Source organism: Corallincola holothuriorum, assembly GCF_003336225.1.
In the GTDB taxonomy this organism is placed as follows: domain Bacteria; phylum Pseudomonadota; class Gammaproteobacteria; order Enterobacterales; family Neiellaceae; genus Corallincola; species Corallincola holothuriorum.
The window spans coordinates 155,869-180,958 of sequence record NZ_QPID01000001.1 but is presented as its reverse complement, the minus strand read 5'-3'; the positions used below and the strand labels follow the sequence as shown (position 1 = coordinate 180,958).

Genomic DNA, 25,090 nt, shown 5'->3' with positions numbered 1-25,090 from the left:
ATGTTGCCTTGTATCGAAAAAATGCGTGACACACTCAGCTATCAAACGGCACTGCTCGCCGGTGCTACGGGCACGGCCACACTATGCCTGCTGCTGACAAACCTGCTGACCGCGCCGGCAATCGCCATGCGCGCAGAGGAAGATCAGTTAGCAGGGTTGGCGCAAGTAATGCCTTTAGAAAGATATCAAAACGACATCCTTAAATCAGAACAGCATTTCAGTACCGAAGGCCACGACTACGCCATGTTCACCGCAATGAATGCACAAGGCCAAGTCACAGGCTATGTACTAAAAACAGAATCGATGGGGTATGCCGGTGCCATCTCACTGCTGATCGGTACCGATCCTCAGGGCGAGATCCTTGGCGTAAGAGTGCTGTCCCATGCTGAAACGCCTGGCCTAGGGGACAAAATCGAACTGGCCAAAAGTGACTGGATACTCGCTTTTGACGGCCATTCACTTGGCAATACAGGTGACGAGCAATGGGCCGTTCGCAAAGACGGCGGCGAATTCGACCAATTCAGTGGAGCCACCATAACCCCAAGAGCGATCGTTAACGGCGTTCATCGCGCACTTAAAGATCTCCCCCTCAAGCAAGATCTCTCCCCAACGGAGGAAACGCCATGAGTGATTACCGTAAAATCTTTGCCGACGGCTTCTGGAACAATAATGTGGTTTTGGGACAAAGTTTGGCTTTGTGTCCTTTGCTGGCGGTGACAACCAGTGCAACCAATGGTTTGGGGCTAGGCTTGGCCTCACTGGTGGTGATGGTTGCAGCCAACGTACTGGCCTCACTGTTTAACCCCTTGATCAGCCGTGCGGTGCGTATTCCGGTCAATATTCTGATGATCGCAACGCTGGTTACCATTACAGATCTACTGCTCAATGCCTGGCTTCACCCATTACATAAAGTGTTAGGGCTGTTTATTCCATTAATCGTTACCAACTGCGCCATTCTTGGCCGCGTCGAGTCGTTTGCCAGTCGTAATGCCATACTACCCGCGGCAGCTGACGGGCTGGCGATGGGACTGGGGTTTACCTGGGTACTGGTATTGATGGGTGGCATTCGAGAGCTATTTGGCGCCGGCACCTTGTTTGCCAACGCCAGTTTGCTGCTTGGAAAACATTTTGCGTTTCTAGAGATGGTAATTATCCCCGATTATCGTGGCATCCTGCTGCTGATCCTGCCCCCCGGCGGCTTCTTGATCTTAGGTGGCATGTTGTCCGCGAAACGTTTACTCGAACAACATATCGCGGCGAGAAAAGCAGCCAAGAATAAACTCGTCACTGCCGTAGAAGGAGGTTAATGATGCGTATCAGTATCGCTTACGCTCTGCCTGAACAACAGGTGTGGATGGATCTAGATCTGCCTGAATATGCGACCGTGATCAGCGCGATTAACCGCTCTGGCCTGCAGGAGCTGTTTCCCGAGATCCAGCTAGACCAACAGAAAGTCGGTATTTTCGGCAAGCTAGCCACGCTAGAGACACGACTGGTGGAAGGTGACAGAGTGGAGATATATCGCCCCACCACTTGGCTTCCACCGGAAGACGATGATGATGACGAATAATCCAATCTACACCGTCATAGTTTGAGCCGTCGGGGCGCGTCAAAGCGCCCCTTTTTTTGCCGTCGTCATCTCAGATCGCGCAGCAACTTTGCCAAAGCGTGCCTTGGCAAAATGTTTGTTCCCACACTACCACTGTCTTGTTTCCGACAATGTCGTATGACAATGCCACATCAGCCGTACCAACATCAGCCACTCTACCAATAAATTCAATAAGTTATAGTCACAACGAGCATGGCAACCTTATTGCAATGTCATAGTTAGATATGTTTTTGCTGCCTTTTGGCAGGTATTTAAGGAGCTCAGACCATGGCAAAAGTAGGCATTTTCTTCGGAACCGACACCGGCAATACACGCAAAGTCGCCAAGCAGATATTCAACAGTTTGGGCGCAGAGGTGGCCGATAAACCACTCAATATTAACCGTATCGATGCAGATACCCTGCTCAGCTACGATGTTTTGATCCTCGGCACTCCCACCCTAGGTGAAGGGCAACTGCCCGGATTGTCGTCAGAGTGTCAGACAGAAAGCTGGGAAGAGTTTATGCCCAACTTCGACGAGCTGGATCTGGAAGGAAAAAAAGTCGCCCTTTATGGATTAGGCGATCAAGTGAATTACCCAGACGAATTCGTTGATGCCCTGGGTGAGCTTTACGACGCCGTCGATGAATGTGGTGCAGAAGTCATCGGTAGTTGGCCGACAGATGGCTACACCTTTAATGAATCACAAGCGGTTGATGAAGATGGTCGTTTTGTCGGTCTCGTACTCGATAATGACAATCAAAGCGATCTGACCGCTGATCGTGTGGCCACCTGGTTAGCACAGTTGGAAAGTGAATTGGTTTAGTTGCCAACTAAACCCTGAGTGAGGGTCGCTATAGCGGCCTTCACTCGTTTTTGACGCCGCTTGGTGGACAGAACGCTCTATCAATAGCTATTCAACATGCCATGGCTGACAACTTGAACGCCATACGGGAACAAAGCACCGCTGCCAATCGAGGCGATGGCGTTCAGCTCGTTCTCGCTACCACCCATCCCCACTACACGTCGCTATCTAGCAAAACCGACACTCTAGTTCATCGACTAAACCCCGTGTAATCCCACCTAATCTAAGGGCTTAGCGAAACTGATGATTGACTCAAAGAGAGGACAAGCACGTTACAAGCGTTTAATCGCCCGAATAAAAAGTACCAAACAGACAACAAACACAAATACCTGCAAAAAGCTCACGCCGCCCAGCATCAACAGGTTGCGCCAATCGACGTTGCCCTCACAATCAAACTCACACTGAGGGCTGTATTGCCATGCGATAAACATGACCAAGGCTGCGGCCAGGCCCCCAATGATGACACCTGCGGTGACTAACTTTCTACTTAACATCCGTCACTCAATTGATTCATTTTCCACTTAGAATTAGCCACAAGATTATTGCAGCCCAATAATAATTAACATGGCACCAATAACCATGGTACCCAACAGCATCATACCCAAACCGTGGCCTTGCCGGTTACCTTTTGAATCGCTCTTTTGCTGGTATTCTTGCTCGAGCTTTACTGAGATGCCCTGACGCACATCCACTGAATCTGCCTCTAGCAGATCAACGGATCCATGTTCAACCACATCAGAAAGCACCAATAAAAGCTGCTTAGATTCGACAAAGTCACCCGCGGACACATTTATCCCTGCTACCACTGCAGCTGCTGGAGCGACGATTTCCAATATAACTTTGTCGGTTTCTATCTCTGCGAGTATTTGATCGGAGCCAACCGAATCTCCGCAACGGACATTCAACGCACTAACCTTTGCGGACGTAGTGCTTTCAGGGAGTTCCGGAACAATGACTTCCATGCGTTAGTCCTTCAACGTTAAATAACCACTTTCTTAAACAGGAGCTAAATCGATCTACGCACACGCGCTTTGTACTGCAGGTAATCAGCGTCAAAACTGGCTTGCAGGTGCACCTCTTCCGCCTTAATTTGACTATGCAAAGCATACAAGTCAACCAAAAGGCAGACGAGGGATCTATAGTTTGAGTAATCATCGGCACTAATACACAAGGATGCCGTCATGCGGATCGCAACCTTTAATGTTGAAAATTTAGATACGCCAGCAGACGAAACCAATCCCAGTCTGAATCAACGCGTGCCAATTCTTAAAGCTGCTTTCGAGCGCATCAACGCAGATATTATTTGTCTACAGGAAGTTCATGGTCAGGAAACCTCCGCTCATACCAGTCATAATCCAAGCCGAGTTTTATCTGCGCTTGATACCGTGTTGGCAGGCACCCAATACGAACACTATCATCGAGCATTTACCAAAACCCAAAACACGCCCTACGACAAACGCAATTTAGTGATCCTTTCTAAATTTGAAATTGAGGCCGAGTATCAATATCGCAATGACCACATTGCCAAGCTGTCGTATCGGAAAGTCACCGCTAACCCACCAGAAATGGAAGCGAAAGATCTGAGCTGGGAACGCCCTATTCTTCATGCCAAATTGCTATTGCCCGATGGCTCTAAACTTCACATGATTAACCTGCATTTAAAGTCTAGACTGGCATCCAAAGTTGCAGGTCAAAAGAACGGCTTTAGCTGGCATAGCGCGGCAGGATGGGCTGAGGGCTATTTCCTGTCATCAATAAAACGCGTGGGACAAGCGCTTGAAACGCGTATTTTGGTAGACCAGATATTCGATGCCGATCCTGACGCAAAAATAGTAGTATGCGGTGATTTTAACGCCGCGCCTGGCGAAGTGCCGATCGAGGCGATGACCGGCGCAGTGGAAAATACCAACAACCTAAATCTTCGGGATCGCGTGTTGATCTCTTGCAGCAGAAATATCGCCGATTCAACAAAGTTTAGCCATCTACACCACGGCCAGAAAAATCTACTCGACCATATGCTCATTTCACAGTCGTTGTTAACCTGCTTTATCAGCGCAGAGATACACAACGAAAACCTGCATGACGAGAGTTTGCCATTCTCTTATGACAGCAAGTATCCCGAATCAGATCACGCACCTTTTATTGCCACGTTTAATCTGTAGCCAGAAAGCTGTTTTTTCTGACATTGGCGTGCAAATGTTTGAACTCACAACTAATAAGGTTATAGATATGATTTCAAACAGGCTTTAGAGTAAAGCAGGTAGCAATGACAAATCAGTGGTGCTGATTGCGAAATACAATGCAAGCCACCATCGGGAATACAAGAAAGGAAATCAAATGAGTGACGAAATAACAGAAGTAGAGGCAGAGATCTCTCAAGACACTAAAAACATGGCGCTACTGACATGGATCGGTACGATCTTTTTTGGCTTTATTCCGGGCCTTATTTTTTACCTCATCAAGAAAGATGATCCGTACCTGCAGGATCAGGCAAAAGAAGCGTTGAACTGGTCAATTACTGCTGCAATCGGTTACCTGTTATCAGCCATTTTGGTGATTGTCGTGATCGGCGCTTTACTGATGCCAGTCGTGGGTATTTGTCATTTAGTATTTTGTATCATGGGAGCTATCGCGGCATCGAGTGGCAAGCCATTCCGTGTCCCCTTTGCGATCCGTTTGATCAAATAACCTGTTTGCCACACACGTCAAACCGACAGCCAATGCTGTCGGTTTTTAACGTCACCAACTTTCGGCAGATACACAGACAAAAATCAAAATGAGGAAATTGAGATGGAAGAGGTTCTCAATGCAGCACCAGAGATCTCCAATACAAACACGGAAGTGTCCCAAGAGTTCTACGTCGTATCACCGTTAAAGTTTGTCATCCTTTTTATTGGTACCCTAGGTTTTTACTCTATCTACTGGTTTTATAAGCATTGGAGTCTGTTTAAAAAACACAATAACGACAACATCTGGCCAATCCCTCGGGCTATATTCGCCATCTTCTTCACCCATGCCCTGTTTGGCGTTATTGACGATAAGTACCAACAAGGTAACCATCCAGCCCGTAAGTCGCTAAGCTTTGCGGCTACCGTTTTTGTGGTATTGACCATACTTGGTCGGCTTTTAGACAAATTGGCAAGCAATGAGATTGTTGCGCCACTATTGGCATATTCAAGCTTGGCATTTATCCCTATTATCTGCTGGGCACTGCTACAAGGCCAGCTCAAGGCAAATATCGCTTGCAATGACCCCGCCGCAAATTCAAATCGCACCCTCACTGTTTTTAATTGTCTTTGGTTGTTCCTCGGTGCCTTGCTTTGGTTTTTGGTTATTTTCGGATTGTTGATCACGTTAAATATCATTTCAGCGCAGTAACACCCTCCCAACCGACAGCCAATGCTGTCGGTTTTAGTTTCCTTAGCTAATAGGAAACACGGCGCTTATAGCCAATGGCTATTTGTAAAATGTCCTACCTTGTCTTAAGCCTATAGTTCACACACAAGGATTAATAAGGACAAACGGATGTCATCACCTACGGCTAACACTGCCCCAACGCTTTTCTCTCGACTCGCTTGCGCCTGTAATTGTGCTTACGGTATCAGTAGTAAAACTGGCAGCTATATCGCGCCAGCCATTTACGATCCAGCAGTAAATTGGACCGCACCACCCACCGCAATTTCAGCAACAAAATCCGGCGGGGGATCAGGGCCAAAGATCAACGCCTGCTTGGTTGGAATTAATCAGGATGGGATTATCATCGCCTTCCGGGGCACCTTACCGCCGGCATGGACAGTCGCCAGCCTAGAGGATTGGTGGCAAGACATTGTGGATTCTGCCCCAGTCTCCGCCCCACCATTGCCCGGTAAAGTGCACTCAGGTTTTTGGGCCGCGCTAAATACCCTATGGGAGGATGTCGTTACCGCAGTGGAATTACTGCAACAAAAATACCCTTCAGCACCCATTTACGTTACCGGACACAGCAAAGGCGGGCCGTTGGCTTCACTAGGTGCGGCACGATTAATGTTAGGTGAGAATATCATCGCCACCCAAGTCGTCACCTTCGCATCTCCCCATCCCGGAGATACCAATTTTGTTACCCACTATCCCATGGCTCTGCCTGTCACTCGGCTTGAAAACTACTTAGACCTAGTACCGTTTTTGCCGCCGACACAAGAATTTGTCGACCTGTTCAAGGGGATTGGCGATACGAAACTAGGAAAAGCGTTTTGTCATTACTTCCCCAAAATATGCGCAGCCCTGCACTCCACCCAAAACTGGGATTATAGCTCGCTCGGCAAACTAGATTTTGTTACGTCAAGTGGTGATGTGGTTGGCATAGATAACTATCAGGCGATCCCGGAATATCGCTTTGTACAAATACTGGCAGCCCTGTTTGGCCTAGGTGATCACTATCAAACGCTGGCAGAACTCGCCGCTGATCCTACGTTATCTGGAGACGCCACGCCGGAACTGGCAGAAGCGCAACTGCTAGGTTTAGACCTCAGTAAAATTGGCGCTGCTCACTGTATCGCCTGTCAATCCGTCAGCTGTGCAGGCGGCTATATGACAGGTGCTGGCGGCGATCCGATCTGTCCGGCCTGTTCTGTGTAGTCATTTAGCTAGAGTAGTGATGCTTGTCGGCACCAACAATCTGTTGTTGGTGCCGATTACCTATGACAATGAACTTCTTGTCATTCGCTTTGCTTTTACAGCATTCTGCTTTAATCGTTGATAATTAAAAACCATATCAAGATATTATCAGCCCTATTTGTTAGCATCACTGCAGCCATATTTCCACGAAGAGGTTGTTATGGATAACAACGAAGTCATCAATAAACTGAAAACGCCAGAAGCACTTGAAGCGCTGTATCATTCATCTCCAAAACAGTTTGCCCAACAACTCGCTGCTGCATTAGTTGTTCAGCCAGCTTCCGAAACCTTGCAGGTGTGGCAAGCACGTTTGAGCTACCAAAACGCACCCAAGCCAACCTCCACTAATGATGTTCACCCGATAAAATAGACACCCTTCTCATCTACCGCGCCACAGCTTCGTATTCGATTGGACTCATGTAATTTAAGCTCGAGTGCAATCTTATTCTGTTATAAAAATGCTGGATATAGCCAGCGACTTTGTCACGTAAATCGCATTCACTTTTAAACTGTACGCCTTGAATCAACTCACCTTTGAGTGAATGGAAGAATGATTCCATTTCAGCATTGTCGGTGCAGTGTCTTGGCCTGTTCATGCTTGGCTTCATGCCATGCTTTTTCAACTCGTGTTGAATTTCAGCCGCACCGTATTCAGAGCCTCGGTCTGTGTGGAATATTAACCCCGCTTCTGGCCGTCGGTTACGTATCGCCATACGCAATGATGACAGCGTCAACGCGGCAGATTTCTCGGCCCCAAGTGACCAACCGACCACTCGCCTGGAGTAAAGGTCGATAACCACAGCAAGGTAAAGCCATCGTTGCCCCTGCCTGACATAAGTCAGATCCGCCGCCCAGTGTTCATTGCTCTTCATCGGCTTTGGCAACTCTCTGCGTCTGTTCGGGTGTCGAAGAAAGAAGCGATGCAAACCTGCGATACGCCGATAAACCCTGACACAACGTGCTCTCAGTCCATTCTCCCTCATTAAGCGAGCCACTCGCTTACGACTGGTAGCAATGCCTTCACGCTTAAGCGCGGCATGTATTCGAGGGCTTCCGTAAACGCCACGATTGGCCTCAAAGAGCTGTTTAATGCGATGCTCCAACACGCGGTCAACCAAGTAATGATGACTGACTTCGCGTTGCTTCCAGGCATAGTAGCCTGCTCGTGAAACATTGAGAAAACGGCACATCAGTGCAATAGGAAACCGATGACGGTAGGCCTCTATGAATCTGAACCTCGTCGGTTTTCTTCCGCTTCGAACCGTTGCCACTTTTTTAGCAGATCGTTCTCCAGCTTCAGCTGCGCGTTCTCTTTCTCAAGCGCAGCTATCTTTTCGTTTTCACTGACTGAAGCGGGTTTCTTGAATAGTTTTTTACGACGATCGGACATGATTTTCCCTTCTCGGTACTCCTTTCTCCAGCGAGACAGCATGAAAGGATGGATACCTAATGACTCAGCGACTCCTTTCACTGTAGCGCCTTTGTAGTGAGTCAGTTTGACTGCTGTCGCCTTAAATTCTGTCGTGTATTGCTTCGTCTTCTTTGCGTTCTTATAGGCTGGCATAAACACCTCCGTCTTGTTTGACTTTGGTGTCTACTGAATCGGGTCAACTACACTAATCGCCTTTTGTACTTTGTTATTGCTATTTCGCTACTCGCTGGCGGATTAATGAAGCTTCCCAATTTCACCTCTATCAATGAAGAGTGGTTCTATAGCCGCTTCACAGCGTTAATCACATTTGCTGCTATCGCGGGGTATTTTTTTACGTTAGCCAAACAACGTAATGAACTCTCCGCAATAACGAGGAATGTATTAATAGGGTTTGGCTGTTGCACGCTATTCCTCTGGCTATTGCCAGATAATTCCCATTCGGCTTCTATCACTATGTCCTTAATTCATATGCCACTGTTATTGATTTCATTACTCGCTCTGGCATTTATGAACCGCGCTTGGCGCTCCTCACCGGCACGGCTACTATTCATCCGCTATCTTGGCGAACTTGCCATATATACAGTATTGATATTGATAGGTGGCATGATCCTGACAGCAGTCACATTTGCCCTCTTTCAACTGATCGAACTTTCAATCGAGTCTTGGTACTTGGAATATGTTGTGGTGTTTGGAATGGTCGCATCCCCCGTGGTAGGTACCTATCTTTATGACTATGTATTAAACCGCGAAAGTAAGTTAGCGAGTATTTTGTCGAATGTATTTTCCCCGCTATTTTTCATCACCATCAGTGGCTATCTTTTAGCGACACTGTTACAAGGTAAAAGCCCTTTTTCTGACCGTGATTTTTTAATTGTATTTAACGGCCTACTACTGGTCATTTGGGGCTTAACCGTATTTTCAATATCGGGTATGGCCACAAGCATGCGTTCTCACTTGTCAGATTGGATGAATGTTTGTTTGGTGTCGGTCACGCTCGTGGTCAATAGTATTGCATTATCAGCGATTTTATTCCGTTGGGCGGAATATGGCCTGACAGTAAATAGGATCGTTGTGACCGGTGCCAACCTACTAATATTTATACATTTAATACTTATATTGGTGAGCTACGTGCAGTACATTCGCCATAAGAATACCACCGAACAGCTAGAGCAGACGGTAGCAACATACTTACCGGCTTATTCACTGTGGTCGATTTTTGTCGTCACACTACTGCCACTACTATTTAGTTTTGCTTAAATCCTAAGCAAAACTCAAAGCACAGATCGTCGCGCCGCTAAGGGAGTGATATTATCGCTGGCGTTTCATTTACCAACGCCCTGACGAGAACAATCAAGATGCAGTTTAGATGTGCCGAGTTAGCCGATATCGACAACGTATTGTCCCTTCATTTTCGCTATCAGGTAGATTCCATCGCCGAAGAGGATAAGAAGGATGGTTTTGTCACCACGCCATTCACTAAAGAAGAGATGACCCAACTGATCACACAGGAGCGTGGGTTGTTTATTGCAGAAAAAGAGGGGGAAGTCGTCGCCTATGCCATGGCAGCTTCTTGGCAGTTTTGGTCTAAATGGCCGATGTTTGCGCACATGATCAAAGGGCTACCTTCGCTGACCTACAACGAACAGGTGCTCAGTGTTGATAACTCCTACCAGTACGGCCCGGTCTGTGTCGATAAATCAGTCCGTGGCGAAGGTGTTTTCGAGCAAATTTTCGAGTTCGCATTGCAGCAGATGTCGACGCGCTATCCAATACTGGTCACCTTTATCAATAAGATTAACCCCAGATCTTATGCCGCCCATGTACGCAAAGCGAAGCTGGACGTGATCCAGGAGTTCGAATTCAATAATAATCAGTACTTCGAATTGGCCTGCCCCACCGTGCGCTAAACACTGAATAACCGTTCTGATAACAAAAAGGCAGGCCTATGATGGCCTGCCTTTTTCTGTTCGGTGGACGAACGATCAATCTTTAGGCAAACGATGCAAGGCACACAGCTTGTTGCCCGCGGGATCCCTTAGATAAGCCAAATAAAGCTGACCAATAGAGCCTTCCCTTATCCCCGGCGGATCTTCACAAGTGACACCGCCATTAGCGATCCCAGCCGCATGCCAGGCATCCGCTTGTTCAGGGCTTTTTGCTGCAAAACCAATGGTGGTGCCATTGCCATGGCAAGCAGGTTCCCCATCAATCGGCTTAGTGATGGCAAACACACCACTATCGGTGAAATAGAAGCAACGTCCCTTTTCATCGATCACGCCTGGCTCATACCCCATCGCGCCTAAAATAGCATCGTAAAAACGCTTCGATTCCTGAAGATCATTCGCACCCAAAAAAACGTGACTGAACATATACGGCCTCCTTGTGTTAACTGAATATATACCGTAGCCAACTTACCGCACTTAGTACAACGACACATTGAATGTTTAACCGTGATAGGTTTCATCACGACACTGACTAGTTAGAACGGAAAAACCTGTGCGCTAAATATCTTCCACCTTTCCGCGACTAAATGGCAGAGGTAAAGCGTACCAAAATGTTGCTGCTGCTCATTAAAGCTCACTGACCACGCGACCTTTACCGACGCCGCATGGTCACCCAAAGGCTGATATTCCAGGATCTCAAAATCAGAACTTGTATAGCCAGCAGCTTGTAACTGCTGGCAGTTCAGCGCGAACTTATTCCGCAGTGATTGCAAATCAGCAAACACTGCATTGCCATCACCGTCAGAAGTGGCACATGGCAACAGATAGCAATCACTGATAGCGGCAGGATCTAAACGCTCAAATGCAGCGTGATACGATTGAAAAAGCAGCCTTAACGCTTCCATAGATATCCTTAAAAAATGTCAGCATTACGTCATGTTTTAATTTGAGAAGTGCCCGTGAGCTTTAAGCTCGTTCTGTTGCGTTATTCAACGCCATTAGATCCCCTATCACTTCCTCAGAGAACAGTGATTTAGACAGATACTGCTGCGCACCAGATTTGGCTACCAGAATAAGCCCTAGTTCGGTTTCAATAACGCGTTCCACATCTGCCCATAGCAGTGCTGTTTGGGTGTACGGATTTTGTGTCTTTATGCCATCTTCATCGATAACCAGCTTCACTTCACTACCAGAGCTGCGCCCCCACATCTGCCGTGTTAACCACCAAGCGCGGCGAAATCGAATATGAACGAGCTCCAGCCCACCCAACGCAACCAACATGATGCCGACCAACTTGGCTTGTTCAGTAAATAGCAGCAGACCGGTGCCGGCAACAAACAAACATGCCGGAAAAATATAGTTGGGCTTGGGGTTCTTACCATGGGGCAAAGACTGATCGTAGCATTCCGCCAGATATTTTTTAGACAGAGTAAATTGGGTAGTAAAACGTTGCATGTATCTTCTATTTATTCAGCGGGCACTTAGTTGCCCCACCATACCTTATTGGCGGTTATGAAAAAACAAAACCGGATCGGCACAGGCAGCAAACAACGCGTCATCGCAGCACCAAAGAATTAATAGCTTTAGCGGCACTGTAACAATCATCGAAGATATCCAAACTGTCATATTCTCGCGCTAGATTGAATTGGCCGGAGTTAACGACGCAATGACAGGGCGATGAATGAGATCAGACTTTCTCTACGAGTTAAACAAACACTTACCCGAGCTGTTCGAACTGCAGCAACTGATTGACCGTGCCGACAACCAGATTAAATCGCGAGTACTGACCCAAGTAAAATGTGATTCCCACACCCTGCCGGTCTATCAACTCACGCTGGGCAGTGAAGATCCCACCGCCCCCGCCCTCGTCTTGTTAGGTGGTGTCCATGGTGTAGAGCGCATTGGCACCCAAGTGTTATTAGCCTTCCTGCGCAGCCTATTAGAAAGATTACGCTGGGATCAGGGGCTAAACGCGCAACTGCAGCAGATGACTTTGATCTTCGTACCTCTGGTGAATCCAGGCGGCATGTGGATGCGACGTCGGTGTAATCCCAACGGCATCGATCTAATGCGCAACGCACCAATAGAATCTGCTGAACGCGTACTTTTTCTGGCTGGTGGTCATCGACTCAGTCGCCACCTGCCTTGGTATCGAGGCAAAGCCAATCAACCAATGGAGTCGGAGATTAACGCCGTTTATCAGTTGGTAAAAACGCAGTTACTGCAACGCCCGTTCTGCCTCAGCCTCGATTGTCATTCTGGCTTTGGCTTAACCGATCGGGTGTGGTTTCCCTACGCCCGTACCCGTCAACCGATCGCAGATCTCGCGGTCGCTTATCGGTTATCCCGCTTGTTTAATAAAGCCCATCGCCATAACACCAACTACCTATTTGAACCACAGTCAAGCAGCTACACGACCCACGGCGATGTCTGGGATCTACTTTACGACGAAAGCAGGCAAACGCACCCCAAGCACACTTTTTTACCCCTAACCTTAGAGATGGGCTCCTGGCTTTGGGTGAAGAAAAACCCACGGCAACTGCTGCGGTTTGTCGATCTGTTTAACCCCACCGTACCCCATCGGCAAAATCGCGTCCTTCGTCGACACTACGCACTGATCGACTTCTTAATGGCTGCAACTCGCAGCTACGCCGAATGGTTGCCGCAAACCGCGAAACAACAGCGCAAAGACTTTAATGCCGGATTAAAAAACTGGTATAGCCATAGTAGAAAAGGCAACAAATGAAGCACCAGATCATCCTTATTCGCGGGCTTTTACGGGAACAGCGTCATTGGGAAACGCTACCAGAGATATTGCGTAACAAACTGCCCCACACAGCGATCATCACACCGGATCTGGCAGGAAATGGTCGCCGTCATGGTGAAGCCTCAGCTTGCAGTATCAGCGCTATGGTGGAAGATCTTCGTCAGCAAACAAAGCGGCAACGCGACCAAGGCGCAACTTACCTACTCGCCATATCCATGGGCGGAATGATTGCCACCGAATGGGCAAAGCGATACCCGCAAGAGCTTTCCGGCATCGCTCTGATCAATACCAGCTTTGCCAACTTCAGCAACATCACTCAGCGCCTCGCTAGCCGCTGGTACCTGCCTATCATCCGTCATTTTATGCTGTCCCGCTCATTACAAGCCAAAGAAGCACTGATATTACAAATGACCTCAAATCGGCACACCACCAATCAACCGCTGCTGCAGCGCTGGGTGGCGTATCACAGAGAAGCCCCCGTCAGCCTAGCCAATGCCCTGCGCCAATTGTTAGCCGCCGCACGTTATCGTGCTCCCAGGCAAAAACCCGACGTGCCAGTGATGTTAATCGCATCCAGTCACGACCAATTGGTCAATACCACTTGTTCAAAACAGATAGCCACCCAATGGCAGTGTCCGCTTTCTCTTCACCCCTACGCAGGCCATGACTTGCCACTGGATGATCCGCACTGGCTGGCGGAAGTGATAATGGAACACATGATAATCAGACGCTAATTCTGCGCTTTGGTTAGTCGCACGCCATCAACCACCATCTGCCATTGGCCATCAACCTCTGTTGGGGGCTCAGCGACAATAAACGTCGTGGTCACGGGGCCAATACCGACGATAAAGTTGTTACCCTGAAACTCTTTTAGAGGCGCGTTGATAGACGTGGTACCGCCTTTTTGTAATCGCTTATAGGCCACCGTGCCATCGGTCAGAATTAGCAGTTCCATCTCCCTACTCTGCCAATCTCCGGCGTAGTTCAACTTATCTACAGGCAACGGTTCGCTGCATGCTGACAGTAGCATTGCCATCACCACTGCGGCCATCGAACTCCATTTTGTTTTCACCTGACGCTCCTTGGGTATAAACAACACAATATTACTTGGCTGACTGTCGACATTAATATTGCTGGGATCTGAAACCACGTCTAGCCCCTCTGATCAAACATGCGACAAACACAAAAAAAAGAGCGCTAACCTTAGCGCTCTTTTCCACATGACAGACAATCAAGTTAGTTAGTTTCTATGGTCATATCCACCCTGCCCCCTGGCCGTGGATCAGAACAACGCCCATGCACATAACGCCCGTTGGCGGTAAATGGCCCAGTAGTACCGATACTGATAAAGTCGCCTAACAGGAATTGATCAATAACGCCGGTCGTAATTGAGACGTCATAAAGTTTGTAGCGCTTTAAATAGTCCTGCCAGCGATACTTACTCGGATCATTAACCCACCACGCCAAATAAAGGTCGACTGACTCTTGCTCATTAATAAAGAAGATGTCGTTGCCATCATAGTGGCTACGCAACTCCTCTTCTGCCAAGCACTTTTCAAAGCTATCGATACACTCTTTAATCGAATGCGGTGCCAGTAACCAAGCGTTTTGGGCAAAACCTGATGCATAGCCAATTCTTGGATTGTTTCGGCGCGGATTAAACTTATCCGGATAATTGACCCGAATACCGTAGCCATTGGGGATATTGTCAATTACGTCATCAGGTAAGTCACCTACCTCACCCACTGGCATAAATAACTCTTCACCCGTCCGCGCATCCCGAAGGCCTAACGGCCCCATGTAGGCAAAACTAACAAACTGTTTAAGATTTTGTTCACATGCAGGCACTTGCGGTGCAGCAACAATGGGCTGCTCCCTGTAAGCAGGTTTGTAGCGATAGATCCCCCAATCAACATCATTTACACCCGTGAGTGTCGACATCAGTACCGAGCTGGTACGCGGACGAGGTGAGCCTGATTGGATCGCACAATGATAGATCCCATCTGGTGCACCAAGAAACTCTTCACCGTTGGCCTCTGCTTCCTCTCGCTCTCTCCATAATGCGGGATCATCCGGTTTGGCGGTATCGATACAGTTACCGGGTAGCGCAGTCACTTGGCCGGTCACCGGATTACGGATCTCACGGGGGCACTGGAATGGATCAGGATTAAATTGATCACAGGGAATATATCCCTCTTCTAAGTAAGAGGTATCATACGGATCTGATGATGGATCCAGCGTTTGTACGTAATCTGGCGCGGGGGTACGTGATTTTTCAATTATCTCTACCGGATATTTAAAACTCCAATCATCCTGTGTGGCATATAGACAGAAGAAATTCGGCGGCGTGTTGCCAGCACCTAGGTAGATATTGGCTGAACCCGCGTTGGGATCGGTTGGCCCAACCGCATTAACATCACACTCCCCCCTAACGGGTTGAGAAAAGCCACTGGTTTCAAAGTGCCCACTGTTTCTAACTCGTTCTCCTTCATAGGATGGAAGGTGGGCAAAACTAGAAAAAGTCATCGAAATTAAAGCGACGCCAGCAAGCACTGCCCACTTTGATTCCTGAAGCACTATCGGTGTGTGAGATCTATTCATCGGCTAGTTATCCGTTAATAATTATTATAATCAGAGTACTCACGGACACCGCTCTGAGCCCACGCGAATGCCCAGTGAGGGGCAAGCCGCTTTAATCAGTATAAGATTACCGGTTAAAAATAGACCAATTAATGTACACACTTGAAACAAGCCACCAAGAACCGACAACGAAAACTCGGCAAGCGGCGTCATTTTTAGTTTTAAACTTGATTGAGTCGCGATATAACGCGGCCAACCAAGTAGCAATGAAACTTACATTGAAATAATTAGTGAAACGACGCTGATGAAGTTAGGTAAACGATTACAGAGAATTGAACAGATGGTATTAACCGCGAGGCAAGCGAACGCAGGTTATAGCCATATCTGGGACTGCTGCTGTGATCATGGCTTACTTGGCGCTGCACTGCTGACAAACAAGGCGGCAGATACCATACATTTTGTCGATATCGTGCCTGAGTTAATGGCACAGATAGACGAGAAACTCGCGCGCTTTTATGCCGACAGACAACCCCATGCTTGGCAAACCCACTGTTTAGACGTGGCAGCCCTGCCACTGAGCCAATATCAAGGCAAACATCTGGTGATCATCGCTGGAGTGGGTGGTGATTTGATGATCAGTTTTATTGAAGCACTACGGCAAAGCTACCCAAACTTAAGTATCGACTTTCTACTCTGCCCGGTGCACCACCAGTTCGCTTTACGACAAGCACTGATCGCACATAATTTCAGTTTAATTGATGAGGTATTGGTAGCTGAAAACCGGCGCTTTTACGAAGTGCTACAGGTCTCTTCAAATGCGGATAGTAGCGCCCCAATAAGCCCTGTGGGTGACAAAATCTGGCGTTCAACCTCAACAGAAGAAGCCGAATTAGCAAAGAGCTACCTAAAGAAAACGCTCGCGCATTACCGCCGCATACAACTAGGGCGCGACGATAGTGTTGAGCATATTCTCAAAGCATATAGCCACGTGGAATCACTACTGTGCGGTCACGGATACTCCGACAACGACCCTGCGCGCCGGTAAGATACTAAAGGGTTACTAGAACCACATTCAGTCGCAGATCAAAGCATGCTTGGTTAACGTACGATGCACCAAATATAACGTCAACGCACCACTTGCCAATACAGACAACAAAACCAGGTATGCGCTTAGCTCCAGCCCAATATAAAGCGCTGTAACAGCACCAACAATGTAGGCCGCACCGGCAACCATCTGTTTATTGGATGGCGCAACAAGGGAAGGCAGCAACACAACCAATACAGCGGCCAACGATGAGAACAGCAGCAAACAGATAGCTTCTACATAGTGCATATAACCCGCCGTACACATCTCTGAAATCACCAGATCTGGAGGGCAAAATTTCTCAAAAGCGAAAAGCGTCGACATGCCGATAAACATGCTTGCCATGTATCCCAGTACAGCCGCAGGGATCACTAAGATCCATCTAAAGACACGAATCATTTGTCAGCCTAGTGTTGAGTTATGTAGGCACCGCCGATAGTTGTCGAGGCGACCTTCCTTGAATTAGTGACAAACTATTTTCGAGCAGTTGGCGTCCAGCGTCAAAAGAATCAAACATACCATCCGCCATTTCGTATTCATTTGGCGCTTTAATCGGCGAGCTGGCTGCGGCGATCACGCGAATGAGCAGAACCTCTAACTAAGGACTTTGTCGCGCTGTGTTTGCTCTCTATTTGCTACAACAAGCTCCGCCAGCCACTGTTTTTGCTTGGCAACGCGGGCGCGCTTCATATGGGCTTGGTTAATTTGTGGGTAAGCTTGAGCAAAACTCACGGTATGGGCAGGCATGATCTCGTGGCACCAGATAAGGTGATAACCGATTTCACTTAGGATTGGCGCTGAGATATCGTTAGCCGACATTCCAAATAGCACCTGATCCAACTCTGGATAGAGTTGTCCCTGGTGGCTAAATCCCAGTTCACCACCGCGCATGGCGCTGGGACATTCAGAATAACGTTTGGCGAGATGAACAAAGTTGTCAGTGGTTATCTTTTGCGCCAACTCGGTGATCCTCGCTAACGCTTGCTCGGCGGTATTTTCTGGAAATTCGTCATTGATAGTCAGCAAAATATGACTAACCCGGCGCCGCTCTGGCTGGGAGAACTTCTCCGGCTGTTTGTCATAGTAAGCCAGTGCCTGCTCCTGACTCAGATCCGGCAGATCTTTACAGATATAATCGAGCACAGTTTCGCTATGGATCTCGTCTCTAAGCGCTTGGCGCAGTTGAGGCAGATCTAAACCATTAACGGTCAACGAGTCGTAAAACTCCTCAACCTGTGGATAGCGTGATTGAAGTTCACTGATAGCCTGCTCCACCTGCGATGCACCGATCACCACTTTCGATGCCTCCGCACTATTTAGCACGCGCTGCTGTAATTGCTGAGCATTAACCGCTGCACGCTCGGCTTGCGCAAGCTGCTCCGGCTTAAGCTGCTGGAGGTTCAGGCCAAACTGAGCAAGACTGGCTTTCATCAATAGATATGCATGTGGAACGTTGCTCATAAAGTACTCCTGGCCTGTTATGCTTAACTAAGCGGTGGCTAAAAACTCTCACCGATTTGAACTAAAAGTCCCGTTACTATTTGATCTAAAGACCCCTCACCGTTCTTTTTGGTGAAAAAACCTCAACTCTTAGAGAGATCCGCAAGGCTAACAACTCACTGCAATCAGCGCTTTTTCTGGTAATAGCAGTTCTTGGTCTTGCCATTGCACGCGGTATTCGGTTGGCTGATCCTGCTGGCGATACACACCCAGCACACTTACCGGATCGCCTTTGTTAGCAAACACCTCGCCATCCCGTGACAACGACAACCCCAATTGCACGTTGTCACCGTACTCAAACAGATTGTCTTGCCAGAGGGCATCGCCATCTATTAGCTCGTTTTCACGGCAACCGATAGTTTTGTCGATATCGAGAAAGTGCACCTGATAGATCACCTGATCTTGCAGGAACATACCGACATGACGGACGTAGCCAACTTCTCCGCGACGCACCAGTAGCTTACCGCGGCGCATCTCTTCGCCGTCAATAATGGTCGGCTTGCCGATATAGGAACCGTCGTCACGTACATTACGGATCAGCCTTACCTTACCGCCGACCTCGAACTTACTATTTAGCATGTCGTCTCCCCGTTTAGGTTTAGCGGGTTGTTAATCGCATTTTTGGCAGTCGCCACATTTACTGGCAGCGAACCCCACCTGCTCTCCTTTCTGGATCAGGCAATAGGCTCTATTCAATGCACTTTTATAGTGTTGCCACCCCAGCATCGGGGTTTGCTTTTGGGTGTTCGCCAGTTGCTGATAGAACTGGCGTAACAGCTCTATACGGCGATGCTGGATCACTTCCGGTTGATAACTGACCTGAAAAAACGTCAGAAAATCTTCGGCAGAATCCAACTCTGCCAATGCAAGATCGAGATCTGTCGCCGGCAATCTTGATTGGGGTGAACTAGATGCTGCAGCTGTACTCGTCATAAGGTACTCCTTAAGCCTGTAATAGCGGATACAAGCGCTGCGCTTCAAAGCGCGGCTCAGCCAACTGCTGCTGTAGCAGTTGCAACAATTCGTCGGATTTCGGGCTACGTTTGTACTGCTCAACCCATTGCGTTAGCAGTAGCTTAAAGCTTTCACATTCACTGTCGCTGAGAGAGACGCCTAACGAATGACAAATGCTCTGGATCGCCCGCGAGCCGGAATGCTTACCCAACACCAGTGAATGCTGTCGCCCCAACAGTTGTGGATCGAAACCCTGATAGTTATTGGGATCTTTGAGTAAACCATCGACATGAATACCAGACTCATGGGTAAACACGCCTTTACCGACGATGCATTTTTGCTGGCAGATCCGACGACCCGACGCGGTCGCTACCTGCTGGCAGATCTCCGGTAATTTGGCAATTTGAATGCCGCTCTGGCCACGATATCGGCCGCCACGGATCACCTCCAACGCCATCGCCACCTCTTCCAACGGGGCATTGCCCGCGCGCTCGCCCAGCCCGGTGACCGTGGTGTTGGCGCTATGGGCCCCCGCAGCGATCGCGGCAAGCGTGTTAGCTGTCGCCAGGCCGAGATCATTGTGCGCATGAATTTCAATCTGTAGTGAGGTGTAATCCACCAAAGCAGTGATCAGTTCATGGGTGGTAAAAGGGTCAAGAATGCCTAGGGTATCGGCAAAGCGTAGTCGCTGAGCGCCCGCCAGCTCTGCCTGCTCGGCGACTTGTAACAACAAAGCGGGATCAGCGCGGGACGCATCTTCCATGCCGATGCACACCTGTAACCCCATATCTAAGGCCTGCTTCACATGAGGCTCTATACGCCCGAGCATGGTGGCTTTGCTGATATTAAGTTTATGCTTTAGATGCTGTTCAGACACAGGGATCGACAAGTCGACCCAATCCAACCCTAAGCCTCTACAGGCATCAATGTCTGACGTTGTCATCCGGCACCAAGCCATCGACCGGGACTGAGTAAGGACAGCAGCTAGCTCTCTAATAGCGTCCCGCTCCATCTCGCCCATGGCCGGCACACCAATTTCCAGTTCAGGAACTCCGGCTGCCTGCAGCGCTTCAGCGATCTGTAGTTTCTCAGCCAGTGAAAAAGCGACCCCAGCGGTCTGTTCGCCATCCCGCAGCGTGGTGTCATTAATGATCACAGCCATAACTTAACCTCCACTTTTCGCCCTATGCCTATTGGCCCTACCTCTGCCCCGTTAGACGGGGCAAGTCGGTTAGCCAAATACTGGTGCAAACTCTTCGGTATGAGGCACCCCTTCCGCTTCATTCCAGTACGGCGATAAGGTGCGTAGTTTGGCAACTATGGGCGGTAGCTCCTGTAGCACAGCGTCGATCATCTCATCGGTGGTAAAACGGGAGAGTGAAAAACGTATCGCGCCGTGAGCTGCGGTATAAGGGATCTCCATCGCTCGCATCACGTGGCTGGGCTCTAATGAGCCAGAGGTGCAAGCGGAGCCTGACGACGCGGCAATACCGAACTGGTTCAGCATCAACAGGATCGATTCACCTTCTACATATTCAAACGCCACATTGCTGGTATTAGGCACGCGATTGCCTGGATCGCCGGTAACAAAGGCGTTTGGCACCCGCGCCAACAATCCCTGCTCCAAACGATCACGCATCATACTGATACGAGCGGTATCGGTACGAACGGACTCGGCTGCTATGGCCGCTGCTGCACCAAGGGCAACCACACCACTAACATTTTCGGTACCCGCACGACGTCCCCGCTCTTGATGGCCACCGCGCATCAGTGGGCGGAACTTGGTGCCGCGACGCAGATAAAGTGCTCCGATACCTTTTGGCGCGTGAAATTTGTGGCCCGACAATGACAACAGATCGATACCGCTATTAGCCACCTGGATCGGCACTTTACCGGCTACTTGTACCGCATCAGTGTGAAACAAAATGCCGTGGGCTTTCGCCAGTTCAGCCATACCGCGGATCGGAAACAATGTACCGGTTTCGTTGTTCGCCCACATCATGGTCACCAGTGCCACGCGGTCACTCAAGGCGGCTTTATAAGCGTCCATATCAATGCGGCCTTTCTTGTCGACCGGGATCCAATGAATGGTGTACCCCTTGCGCTGCAGGTGTTCACACATCTGCAGAGTCGCTGGATGCTCAACCACCGAAGTGACGATCTCCTTGCGCTCCGGGAACGCTTCCACTGCGGATAAAATCGCCGTGGTAGTGGCTTCGGTGGCGCAAGAGGTAAACACCACTTCGCTGCTGAATTCAGCGCCGATCAATTCCTGCACTTGCTGCCGCGCCGTTTCGATCGCCTGCCCCACCGGACGACCAAAGCTATGAATGGATGAGGGGTTGCCATAAAACTGCGTCAAAAAAGGCAACATCGCTTCAACCACTTTCGGATCGACCTGCGTCGTCGCATTATTGTCCAGATAGGCACTGCCTAAGGGATCGCTTTCTGGCGTACCGGTACAACATTTGTAGTTCAAGTTCATGACACACCTCCTGCGTGAGCAGCGCCGCCCACCGGATAAACAGTAATGGGCTCCGCCAAAGCTTCGCTCAGGCGTTGTTCGATCATCGACAAAGTGGCACCCGACAGGCCGCAACCAGAACACGCACCGGTGAGGGTGAGAAACACCATGTCATCGTCAATATCGGCGAGCTGTACATCACCACCATCTGCCTGCAGCATGGGGCGAAGTTCATCGAGCACCGCTTCGACACGCTTCACGCGTTCGACAATAGATTTTGGCGGCGTCAGTTCAACACTGGCTGGTGTACTGGCGGCATCGTAATCTTCGATGCACGACTCGAGTACCCACTCAATCTTTTCATGACAAGCAGAGCAAGCACCGCCGGCTTTGGTGTAGTTGATCACCTCTTCGAGGGTACTGAGTTTGTTTTGTGCCACCACGCGACGGATCATCACATCGTCAATGGCAAAGCACTTACAGATCAGTTCCCCCTCTTCATGGTCATCAACAAACTCTTCGCCACGATACTGGGCAATGGCGGCGTGCAGGGCTTCCATCCCCATCACCGAGCAATGCATTTTTTCCGGCGGCAAGCCATCAAGATAATCCGCGATCTCCTGATTACTAACTGCTTTCGCTTCATCGATGGTTTTACCAATAATGATCTCTGTCAGTGCAGATGAAGATGCAATCGCACTGCCACAACCAAAGGTTTGAAACCCGGCATCTTCAATGATCTCTGTATCTGGATTGACCTTGAGCGTTAAACGCAGCGCGTCGCCACAACTGATAGAACCGACATCACCAATCGCATTGGCCTGCTCGACCACTTTTGCATTTCGTGGTGTAAAAAAGTGCTCTTTTACTTTCTCTGAATAGTTCCACATAACCGACGCCCCACTGACTGATGAATTTGTTAGGGAGACAACCAGGATTGCAAGGAAGGGAAAGAGAGTGACAAGTGGGAGTGCAGCTAAAACGATGTGGGAACCGTTAACACTGCTCGAGTCCGGACTCCGGCACTTGTCTAAAAACCTTCGTTGCAATCACTGGTTATCACCCACAGTCACTATTGCAATTCAGGTGCCTGAGCGGTTAATCAGCCTAACCTAATGGTTTAATGGGCTTTTTTGTTAACACCTACGCAACAACAAACGAGACATGGCTCACATTAACAGCGCTTTTTGTAAGCTTTGTAGGATTAACGACATCGGCACTGTCGCAACTAAGTGGTTATCCCCTACGTGAGCCAAAGCATAAGTTGCTGGCCACTTGTGGGCATAGAGGCCGCAACGGCTGCCCGTGAAAAATTGAACTGAGAACAGATTACAGGAGAGTCGTCGCAAACAGACTTGAGTGCAGCGAATAGCTGAGCATAGCTAAATAAGTAGATATTCAATCATGGGTGACGGAGATCGGTACCTCTGACTCAGTAGCAACCAGCTTAACCTGCGGTGGTGCATGGGTTGCGGTGTAGTGAGCCAACCAACGATGGCTTAGCCAGCTGCCGCCAGCGAAACCGGCACAGGCCAGCCCGACAAACCATGGGTCGGAAAGCGGCGGTATTAAATTGGTGGTGATCAACCATGTGAATAACAAGAGTACCGACACCACCATCAATAAAGGCGGCACGAACAGACGCAATAACACGCTCAACATCTGTTTTTCGTCGCACTTAATAACGATCGCTTGCTGCGGCGTAAATAGATCCGCCGGTTGACCATCAGCCATTGATACAGCGCTGTGGCGGTCAAACTCATCCCGATCTATTTCATCTTTGTGTATGCGCATCGTAAACGTGCGGGGGTCGGCTTGTTGCAGTACCCCGGTAGCACACTGCTGTTGTTGGGCGCAGGCGCTACAGCCACCCGCCCGTCGCCCTTCAACTGTCAGGTACTCATCATCCACTGCAACGACACGAACCGGGATCTGACTCATAGACGTCTACACTCAGAGCGCACTGGCTGCAACGTGGGTGTGGCAATCCTTCGGACAGACACGGGCACACGCGCTACAACCGATACAATCATCGGCATTCTCGACATCCATCACCATCATCACGTCGTCTTCATAATCGTCGTACATATCATCATCTTCGTCGATCTCACGCTCAACCAGATTAAATACGTCACGCGGACACACCTTGTAACAGCGGCCACATCCGATACAAGTGGATTGATCAACCTCGGTAACGAATTCAGGCTCCCATGGCGTTCCGCCTCGGGTGATCGCCTTATATTTTTCTGCACTCATTGTTCTCTCCTAATACTTAAGTTTGATAAAAATCCTGTTTCCCGCTGAAGAGCATATAGACCCGTCACCCCAGCCCTCTCCCCTAGGAGGGGGAGCAAATATGTGCAACCTCTTCTCCCCTGGGGAGAAGATTGAGATGAGGGGTATTTGCCCTTGCTGTTATCAGCGAGTTCCTCATCCGTTTCTAATGGCGGCCGCATATAGACCCCTCACCATTCTTTTTGGTGAAAAATGCCTCTCCCATAGGAGAGGGAGCAAAATATGTGCAACCTCTTCTCCCCTGGGGAGAAGATTGAGATGAGGGGTATTTGCCCTTGCTGTTATCAGCGATTTCCTCATCCGTTTCTAATGGCGGCCGCATATAGACCCCTCACCATTCTTTTTGGAGAAACATGCCTCTCCCATATAAGAGGGAGCAAAATATGTGCAACCTCTTCTCCCCTGGGGAGAAGATTGAGATGAGGGGTATTTGCTCTTGCTGTTATCAGCGATTAACTACCAATCTTCATCCAGTAAGCCGACAAGGCGCTCCAGTTCATCCACCTGACTCTGGCGCTTTTTTAGCAATGCTTTTGCAGGCCAGCTTTCCGGTTCGGCGATCATCTGCTGCTGGATCTCTTCCAGTAAGCCGCGAATACAACTACCCTCTTCCAGCTTCAGCGGCTGCACGCCTTGATTCAGCAATTGGCGGATCGCTGGCGGCCCACAGGCAATAAAGTGCACCGCAGCACAGCCAGATAATGCATTAATCCTGGGCTGTAATTTGCCATCATCATGGCCTTGTGCAGCGTGCTTAAATTCAACCGCTTCCACCAAGTGAAAGTCATCTTCGTTGATGGCATAAATCATGAAGCTGCGTGCCGACCCAAAGTGCTGATCGACCGTTTCTTTGTCGCCAGTGGCAAACGCCACGCGCAATTGACTGATCGGTGAATGCGCATCTTCCACCACATGCAACACCCGCTCCGGTTGATTCATATCGAGCTCCTTATGCTCTAAACAGCA

The 25,090-nt window shown here is 49.1% G+C and carries 32 protein-coding genes; 14 read left to right on the top strand and 18 right to left on the bottom strand.

Annotation, left to right across the window (positions count from 1 at the left end; translation table 11 throughout):
• The 4 genes from rsxG to DU002_RS00810 all read left to right on the top strand — a co-directional run bounded on the left by rsxG (window position 1) and on the right by DU002_RS00810 (window position 2,413).
• On the top strand, window positions 1–627 hold the full coding sequence (gene rsxG, locus DU002_RS00825; protein ID WP_114336454.1) for an electron transport complex subunit RsxG: 627 nt from the start codon (window positions 1–3) through the stop codon (window positions 625–627).
• Window positions 624–1,307: an electron transport complex subunit E gene (locus DU002_RS00820; RefSeq protein WP_114336453.1), complete on the top strand. Its 684-nt coding sequence runs from the start codon at window positions 624–626 to the stop codon at window positions 1,305–1,307. The genes rsxG and DU002_RS00820 overlap by 4 nt, the downstream gene beginning before the upstream one ends.
• Window positions 1,307–1,570 (top strand): RnfH family protein, encoded by a 264-nt coding sequence (locus tag DU002_RS00815; RefSeq protein WP_199405132.1) that lies wholly within the window; start codon window positions 1,307–1,309, stop codon window positions 1,568–1,570. Before DU002_RS00820 ends, DU002_RS00815 begins: the two co-directional genes overlap by 1 nt.
• Before the next feature lie 306 nt (window positions 1,571–1,876).
• The gene (locus DU002_RS00810; protein ID WP_114336451.1) at window positions 1,877–2,413 is read left to right on the top strand and encodes a flavodoxin; all 537 of its coding nucleotides are present in this window, start codon (window positions 1,877–1,879) and stop codon (window positions 2,411–2,413) included.
• 311 nt (window positions 2,414–2,724) lie between these two features.
• Here DU002_RS00810 and DU002_RS00805 read toward each other — a convergent pair whose 3' ends face one another.
• A complete protein-coding gene (locus tag DU002_RS00805) occupies window positions 2,725–2,946 on the bottom strand; it encodes a hypothetical protein (RefSeq protein WP_114336450.1) in 222 nt (73 codons plus the stop codon).
• A gap of 45 nt (window positions 2,947–2,991) precedes the next feature.
• On the bottom strand, window positions 2,992–3,414 hold the full coding sequence (locus DU002_RS00800) for a biotin/lipoyl-containing protein (protein ID WP_114336449.1): 423 nt from the start codon (window positions 3,412–3,414) through the stop codon (window positions 2,992–2,994).
• 219 nt (window positions 3,415–3,633) lie between these two features.
• Between DU002_RS00800 and DU002_RS00795 the strand changes: the two genes are divergently transcribed.
• From DU002_RS00795 to DU002_RS00775, 5 genes are all read left to right on the top strand, one after another.
• Window positions 3,634–4,614 (top strand): endonuclease/exonuclease/phosphatase family protein, encoded by a 981-nt coding sequence (locus DU002_RS00795; protein WP_114336448.1) that lies wholly within the window; start codon window positions 3,634–3,636, stop codon window positions 4,612–4,614.
• 175 nt (window positions 4,615–4,789) lie between these two features.
• Entirely contained in the window at window positions 4,790–5,140 is a 351-nt protein-coding gene (locus DU002_RS00790) for a DUF4870 domain-containing protein (protein WP_114336447.1), read from the top strand.
• Between the two features lie 102 nt (window positions 5,141–5,242).
• Window positions 5,243–5,830, top strand: a complete 588-nt coding sequence (locus DU002_RS00785) for a DUF4234 domain-containing protein (protein WP_114336446.1) — start codon at window positions 5,243–5,245, stop codon at window positions 5,828–5,830.
• A 147-nt stretch (window positions 5,831–5,977) separates the two neighbouring features.
• Entirely contained in the window at window positions 5,978–7,066 is a 1,089-nt protein-coding gene (locus DU002_RS00780) for a lipase family protein (RefSeq protein ID WP_114336445.1), read from the top strand.
• A 199-nt stretch (window positions 7,067–7,265) separates the two neighbouring features.
• Complete coding sequence (locus DU002_RS00775) at window positions 7,266–7,475, top strand: hypothetical protein (RefSeq protein ID WP_114336444.1); 210 nt, start codon at window positions 7,266–7,268, stop codon at window positions 7,473–7,475.
• 13 nt (window positions 7,476–7,488) lie between these two features.
• Here the strand turns inward: DU002_RS00775 and DU002_RS00770 are convergent.
• Window positions 7,489–8,669 (bottom strand): IS3 family transposase gene (locus DU002_RS00770; protein ID WP_114336443.1). Its coding sequence is split into 2 segments (ribosomal slippage): window positions 7,489–8,384 and window positions 8,384–8,669, totalling 1,182 coding nucleotides; the frame shifts between segments, so codons are not numbered across the junction.
• Window positions 8,670–8,774: 105 nt separating this feature from the next.
• Between DU002_RS00770 and DU002_RS00765 the strand changes: the two genes are divergently transcribed.
• Together DU002_RS00765 and DU002_RS00760 are read left to right on the top strand one after the other, a co-directional pair.
• Window positions 8,775–9,794 carry a hypothetical protein gene (locus DU002_RS00765; protein ID WP_114336442.1) on the top strand — a complete coding sequence of 340 codons (1,020 nt, stop codon included), beginning with the start codon at window positions 8,775–8,777 and terminating at the stop codon, window positions 9,792–9,794.
• 98 nt (window positions 9,795–9,892) lie between these two features.
• The gene (locus DU002_RS00760) at window positions 9,893–10,444 is read left to right on the top strand and encodes a GNAT family N-acetyltransferase (RefSeq protein ID WP_114336441.1); all 552 of its coding nucleotides are present in this window, start codon (window positions 9,893–9,895) and stop codon (window positions 10,442–10,444) included.
• A gap of 75 nt (window positions 10,445–10,519) precedes the next feature.
• On the opposite strand, the gene DU002_RS00755 is transcribed toward DU002_RS00760, so the two are convergent.
• From DU002_RS00755 to DU002_RS00745, 3 genes are all read right to left on the bottom strand, one after another.
• On the bottom strand, window positions 10,520–10,906 hold the full coding sequence (locus DU002_RS00755) for a VOC family protein (RefSeq protein ID WP_114336440.1): 387 nt from the start codon (window positions 10,904–10,906) through the stop codon (window positions 10,520–10,522).
• A 110-nt stretch (window positions 10,907–11,016) separates the two neighbouring features.
• Complete coding sequence (locus tag DU002_RS00750) at window positions 11,017–11,385, bottom strand: ketosteroid isomerase family protein (protein WP_114336439.1); 369 nt, start codon at window positions 11,383–11,385, stop codon at window positions 11,017–11,019.
• A gap of 61 nt (window positions 11,386–11,446) precedes the next feature.
• Window positions 11,447–11,935, bottom strand: a complete 489-nt coding sequence (locus tag DU002_RS00745) for a YcxB family protein (protein ID WP_114336438.1) — start codon at window positions 11,933–11,935, stop codon at window positions 11,447–11,449.
• Between the two features lie 226 nt (window positions 11,936–12,161).
• Between DU002_RS00745 and DU002_RS00740 the strand changes: the two genes are divergently transcribed.
• Window positions 12,162–13,226 (top strand): DUF2817 domain-containing protein, encoded by a 1,065-nt coding sequence (locus DU002_RS00740; RefSeq protein ID WP_114336437.1) that lies wholly within the window; start codon window positions 12,162–12,164, stop codon window positions 13,224–13,226.
• Window positions 13,223–13,981, top strand: a complete 759-nt coding sequence (locus tag DU002_RS00735) for an alpha/beta fold hydrolase (protein ID WP_114336436.1) — start codon at window positions 13,223–13,225, stop codon at window positions 13,979–13,981. Before DU002_RS00740 ends, DU002_RS00735 begins: the two co-directional genes overlap by 4 nt.
• On the opposite strand, the gene DU002_RS00730 is transcribed toward DU002_RS00735, so the two are convergent.
• Window positions 13,978–14,319, bottom strand: a complete 342-nt coding sequence (locus DU002_RS00730) for a hypothetical protein (protein ID WP_233496356.1) — start codon at window positions 14,317–14,319, stop codon at window positions 13,978–13,980. The two genes, DU002_RS00735 and DU002_RS00730, sit on opposite strands and share 4 nt — an antisense overlap.
• A gap of 164 nt (window positions 14,320–14,483) precedes the next feature.
• The gene (locus tag DU002_RS00725; protein WP_147271753.1) at window positions 14,484–15,848 is read right to left on the bottom strand and encodes a hypothetical protein; all 1,365 of its coding nucleotides are present in this window, start codon (window positions 15,846–15,848) and stop codon (window positions 14,484–14,486) included.
• A gap of 283 nt (window positions 15,849–16,131) precedes the next feature.
• Between DU002_RS00725 and DU002_RS00720 the strand changes: the two genes are divergently transcribed.
• The gene (locus DU002_RS00720; protein WP_114336433.1) at window positions 16,132–16,872 is read left to right on the top strand and encodes a tRNA (adenine(22)-N(1))-methyltransferase; all 741 of its coding nucleotides are present in this window, start codon (window positions 16,132–16,134) and stop codon (window positions 16,870–16,872) included.
• Between the two features lie 27 nt (window positions 16,873–16,899).
• On the opposite strand, the gene DU002_RS00715 is transcribed toward DU002_RS00720, so the two are convergent.
• From DU002_RS00715 to DU002_RS00670, 10 genes are all read right to left on the bottom strand, one after another.
• Window positions 16,900–17,310, bottom strand: a complete 411-nt coding sequence (locus DU002_RS00715; RefSeq protein WP_114336432.1) for a hypothetical protein — start codon at window positions 17,308–17,310, stop codon at window positions 16,900–16,902.
• 195 nt (window positions 17,311–17,505) lie between these two features.
• Window positions 17,506–18,372, bottom strand: a complete 867-nt coding sequence (nifM, locus tag DU002_RS00710) for a nitrogen fixation protein NifM (protein WP_114336431.1) — start codon at window positions 18,370–18,372, stop codon at window positions 17,506–17,508.
• A 147-nt stretch (window positions 18,373–18,519) separates the two neighbouring features.
• The gene (locus DU002_RS00705) at window positions 18,520–18,990 is read right to left on the bottom strand and encodes a nitrogen fixation protein NifZ (RefSeq protein ID WP_114336430.1); all 471 of its coding nucleotides are present in this window, start codon (window positions 18,988–18,990) and stop codon (window positions 18,520–18,522) included.
• A gap of 30 nt (window positions 18,991–19,020) precedes the next feature.
• Window positions 19,021–19,344, bottom strand: a complete 324-nt coding sequence (locus DU002_RS00700) for a nitrogenase-stabilizing/protective protein NifW (protein ID WP_114336429.1) — start codon at window positions 19,342–19,344, stop codon at window positions 19,021–19,023.
• A gap of 10 nt (window positions 19,345–19,354) precedes the next feature.
• A complete protein-coding gene (gene nifV / locus DU002_RS00695; protein WP_114336428.1) occupies window positions 19,355–20,527 on the bottom strand; it encodes a homocitrate synthase in 1,173 nt (390 codons plus the stop codon).
• Between the two features lie 69 nt (window positions 20,528–20,596).
• A complete protein-coding gene (nifS, locus tag DU002_RS00690; protein ID WP_114336427.1) occupies window positions 20,597–21,850 on the bottom strand; it encodes a cysteine desulfurase NifS in 1,254 nt (417 codons plus the stop codon).
• A complete protein-coding gene (gene nifU / locus DU002_RS00685; protein ID WP_114336426.1) occupies window positions 21,847–22,719 on the bottom strand; it encodes a Fe-S cluster assembly protein NifU in 873 nt (290 codons plus the stop codon). The genes nifS and nifU overlap by 4 nt, the downstream gene beginning before the upstream one ends.
• 508 nt (window positions 22,720–23,227) lie before the next feature.
• Window positions 23,228–23,770 carry a SoxR reducing system RseC family protein gene (locus DU002_RS00680; protein ID WP_114336425.1) on the bottom strand — a complete coding sequence of 181 codons (543 nt, stop codon included), beginning with the start codon at window positions 23,768–23,770 and terminating at the stop codon, window positions 23,228–23,230.
• Between the two features lie 12 nt (window positions 23,771–23,782).
• The gene (gene fdxB / locus DU002_RS00675) at window positions 23,783–24,085 is read right to left on the bottom strand and encodes a ferredoxin III, nif-specific (RefSeq protein ID WP_114336424.1); all 303 of its coding nucleotides are present in this window, start codon (window positions 24,083–24,085) and stop codon (window positions 23,783–23,785) included.
• Window positions 24,086–24,580: 495 nt separating this feature from the next.
• Complete coding sequence (locus DU002_RS00670; protein WP_114336423.1) at window positions 24,581–25,063, bottom strand: NifB/NifX family molybdenum-iron cluster-binding protein; 483 nt, start codon at window positions 25,061–25,063, stop codon at window positions 24,581–24,583.
• Between the last annotated feature and the right edge of the window lie 27 nt (window positions 25,064–25,090).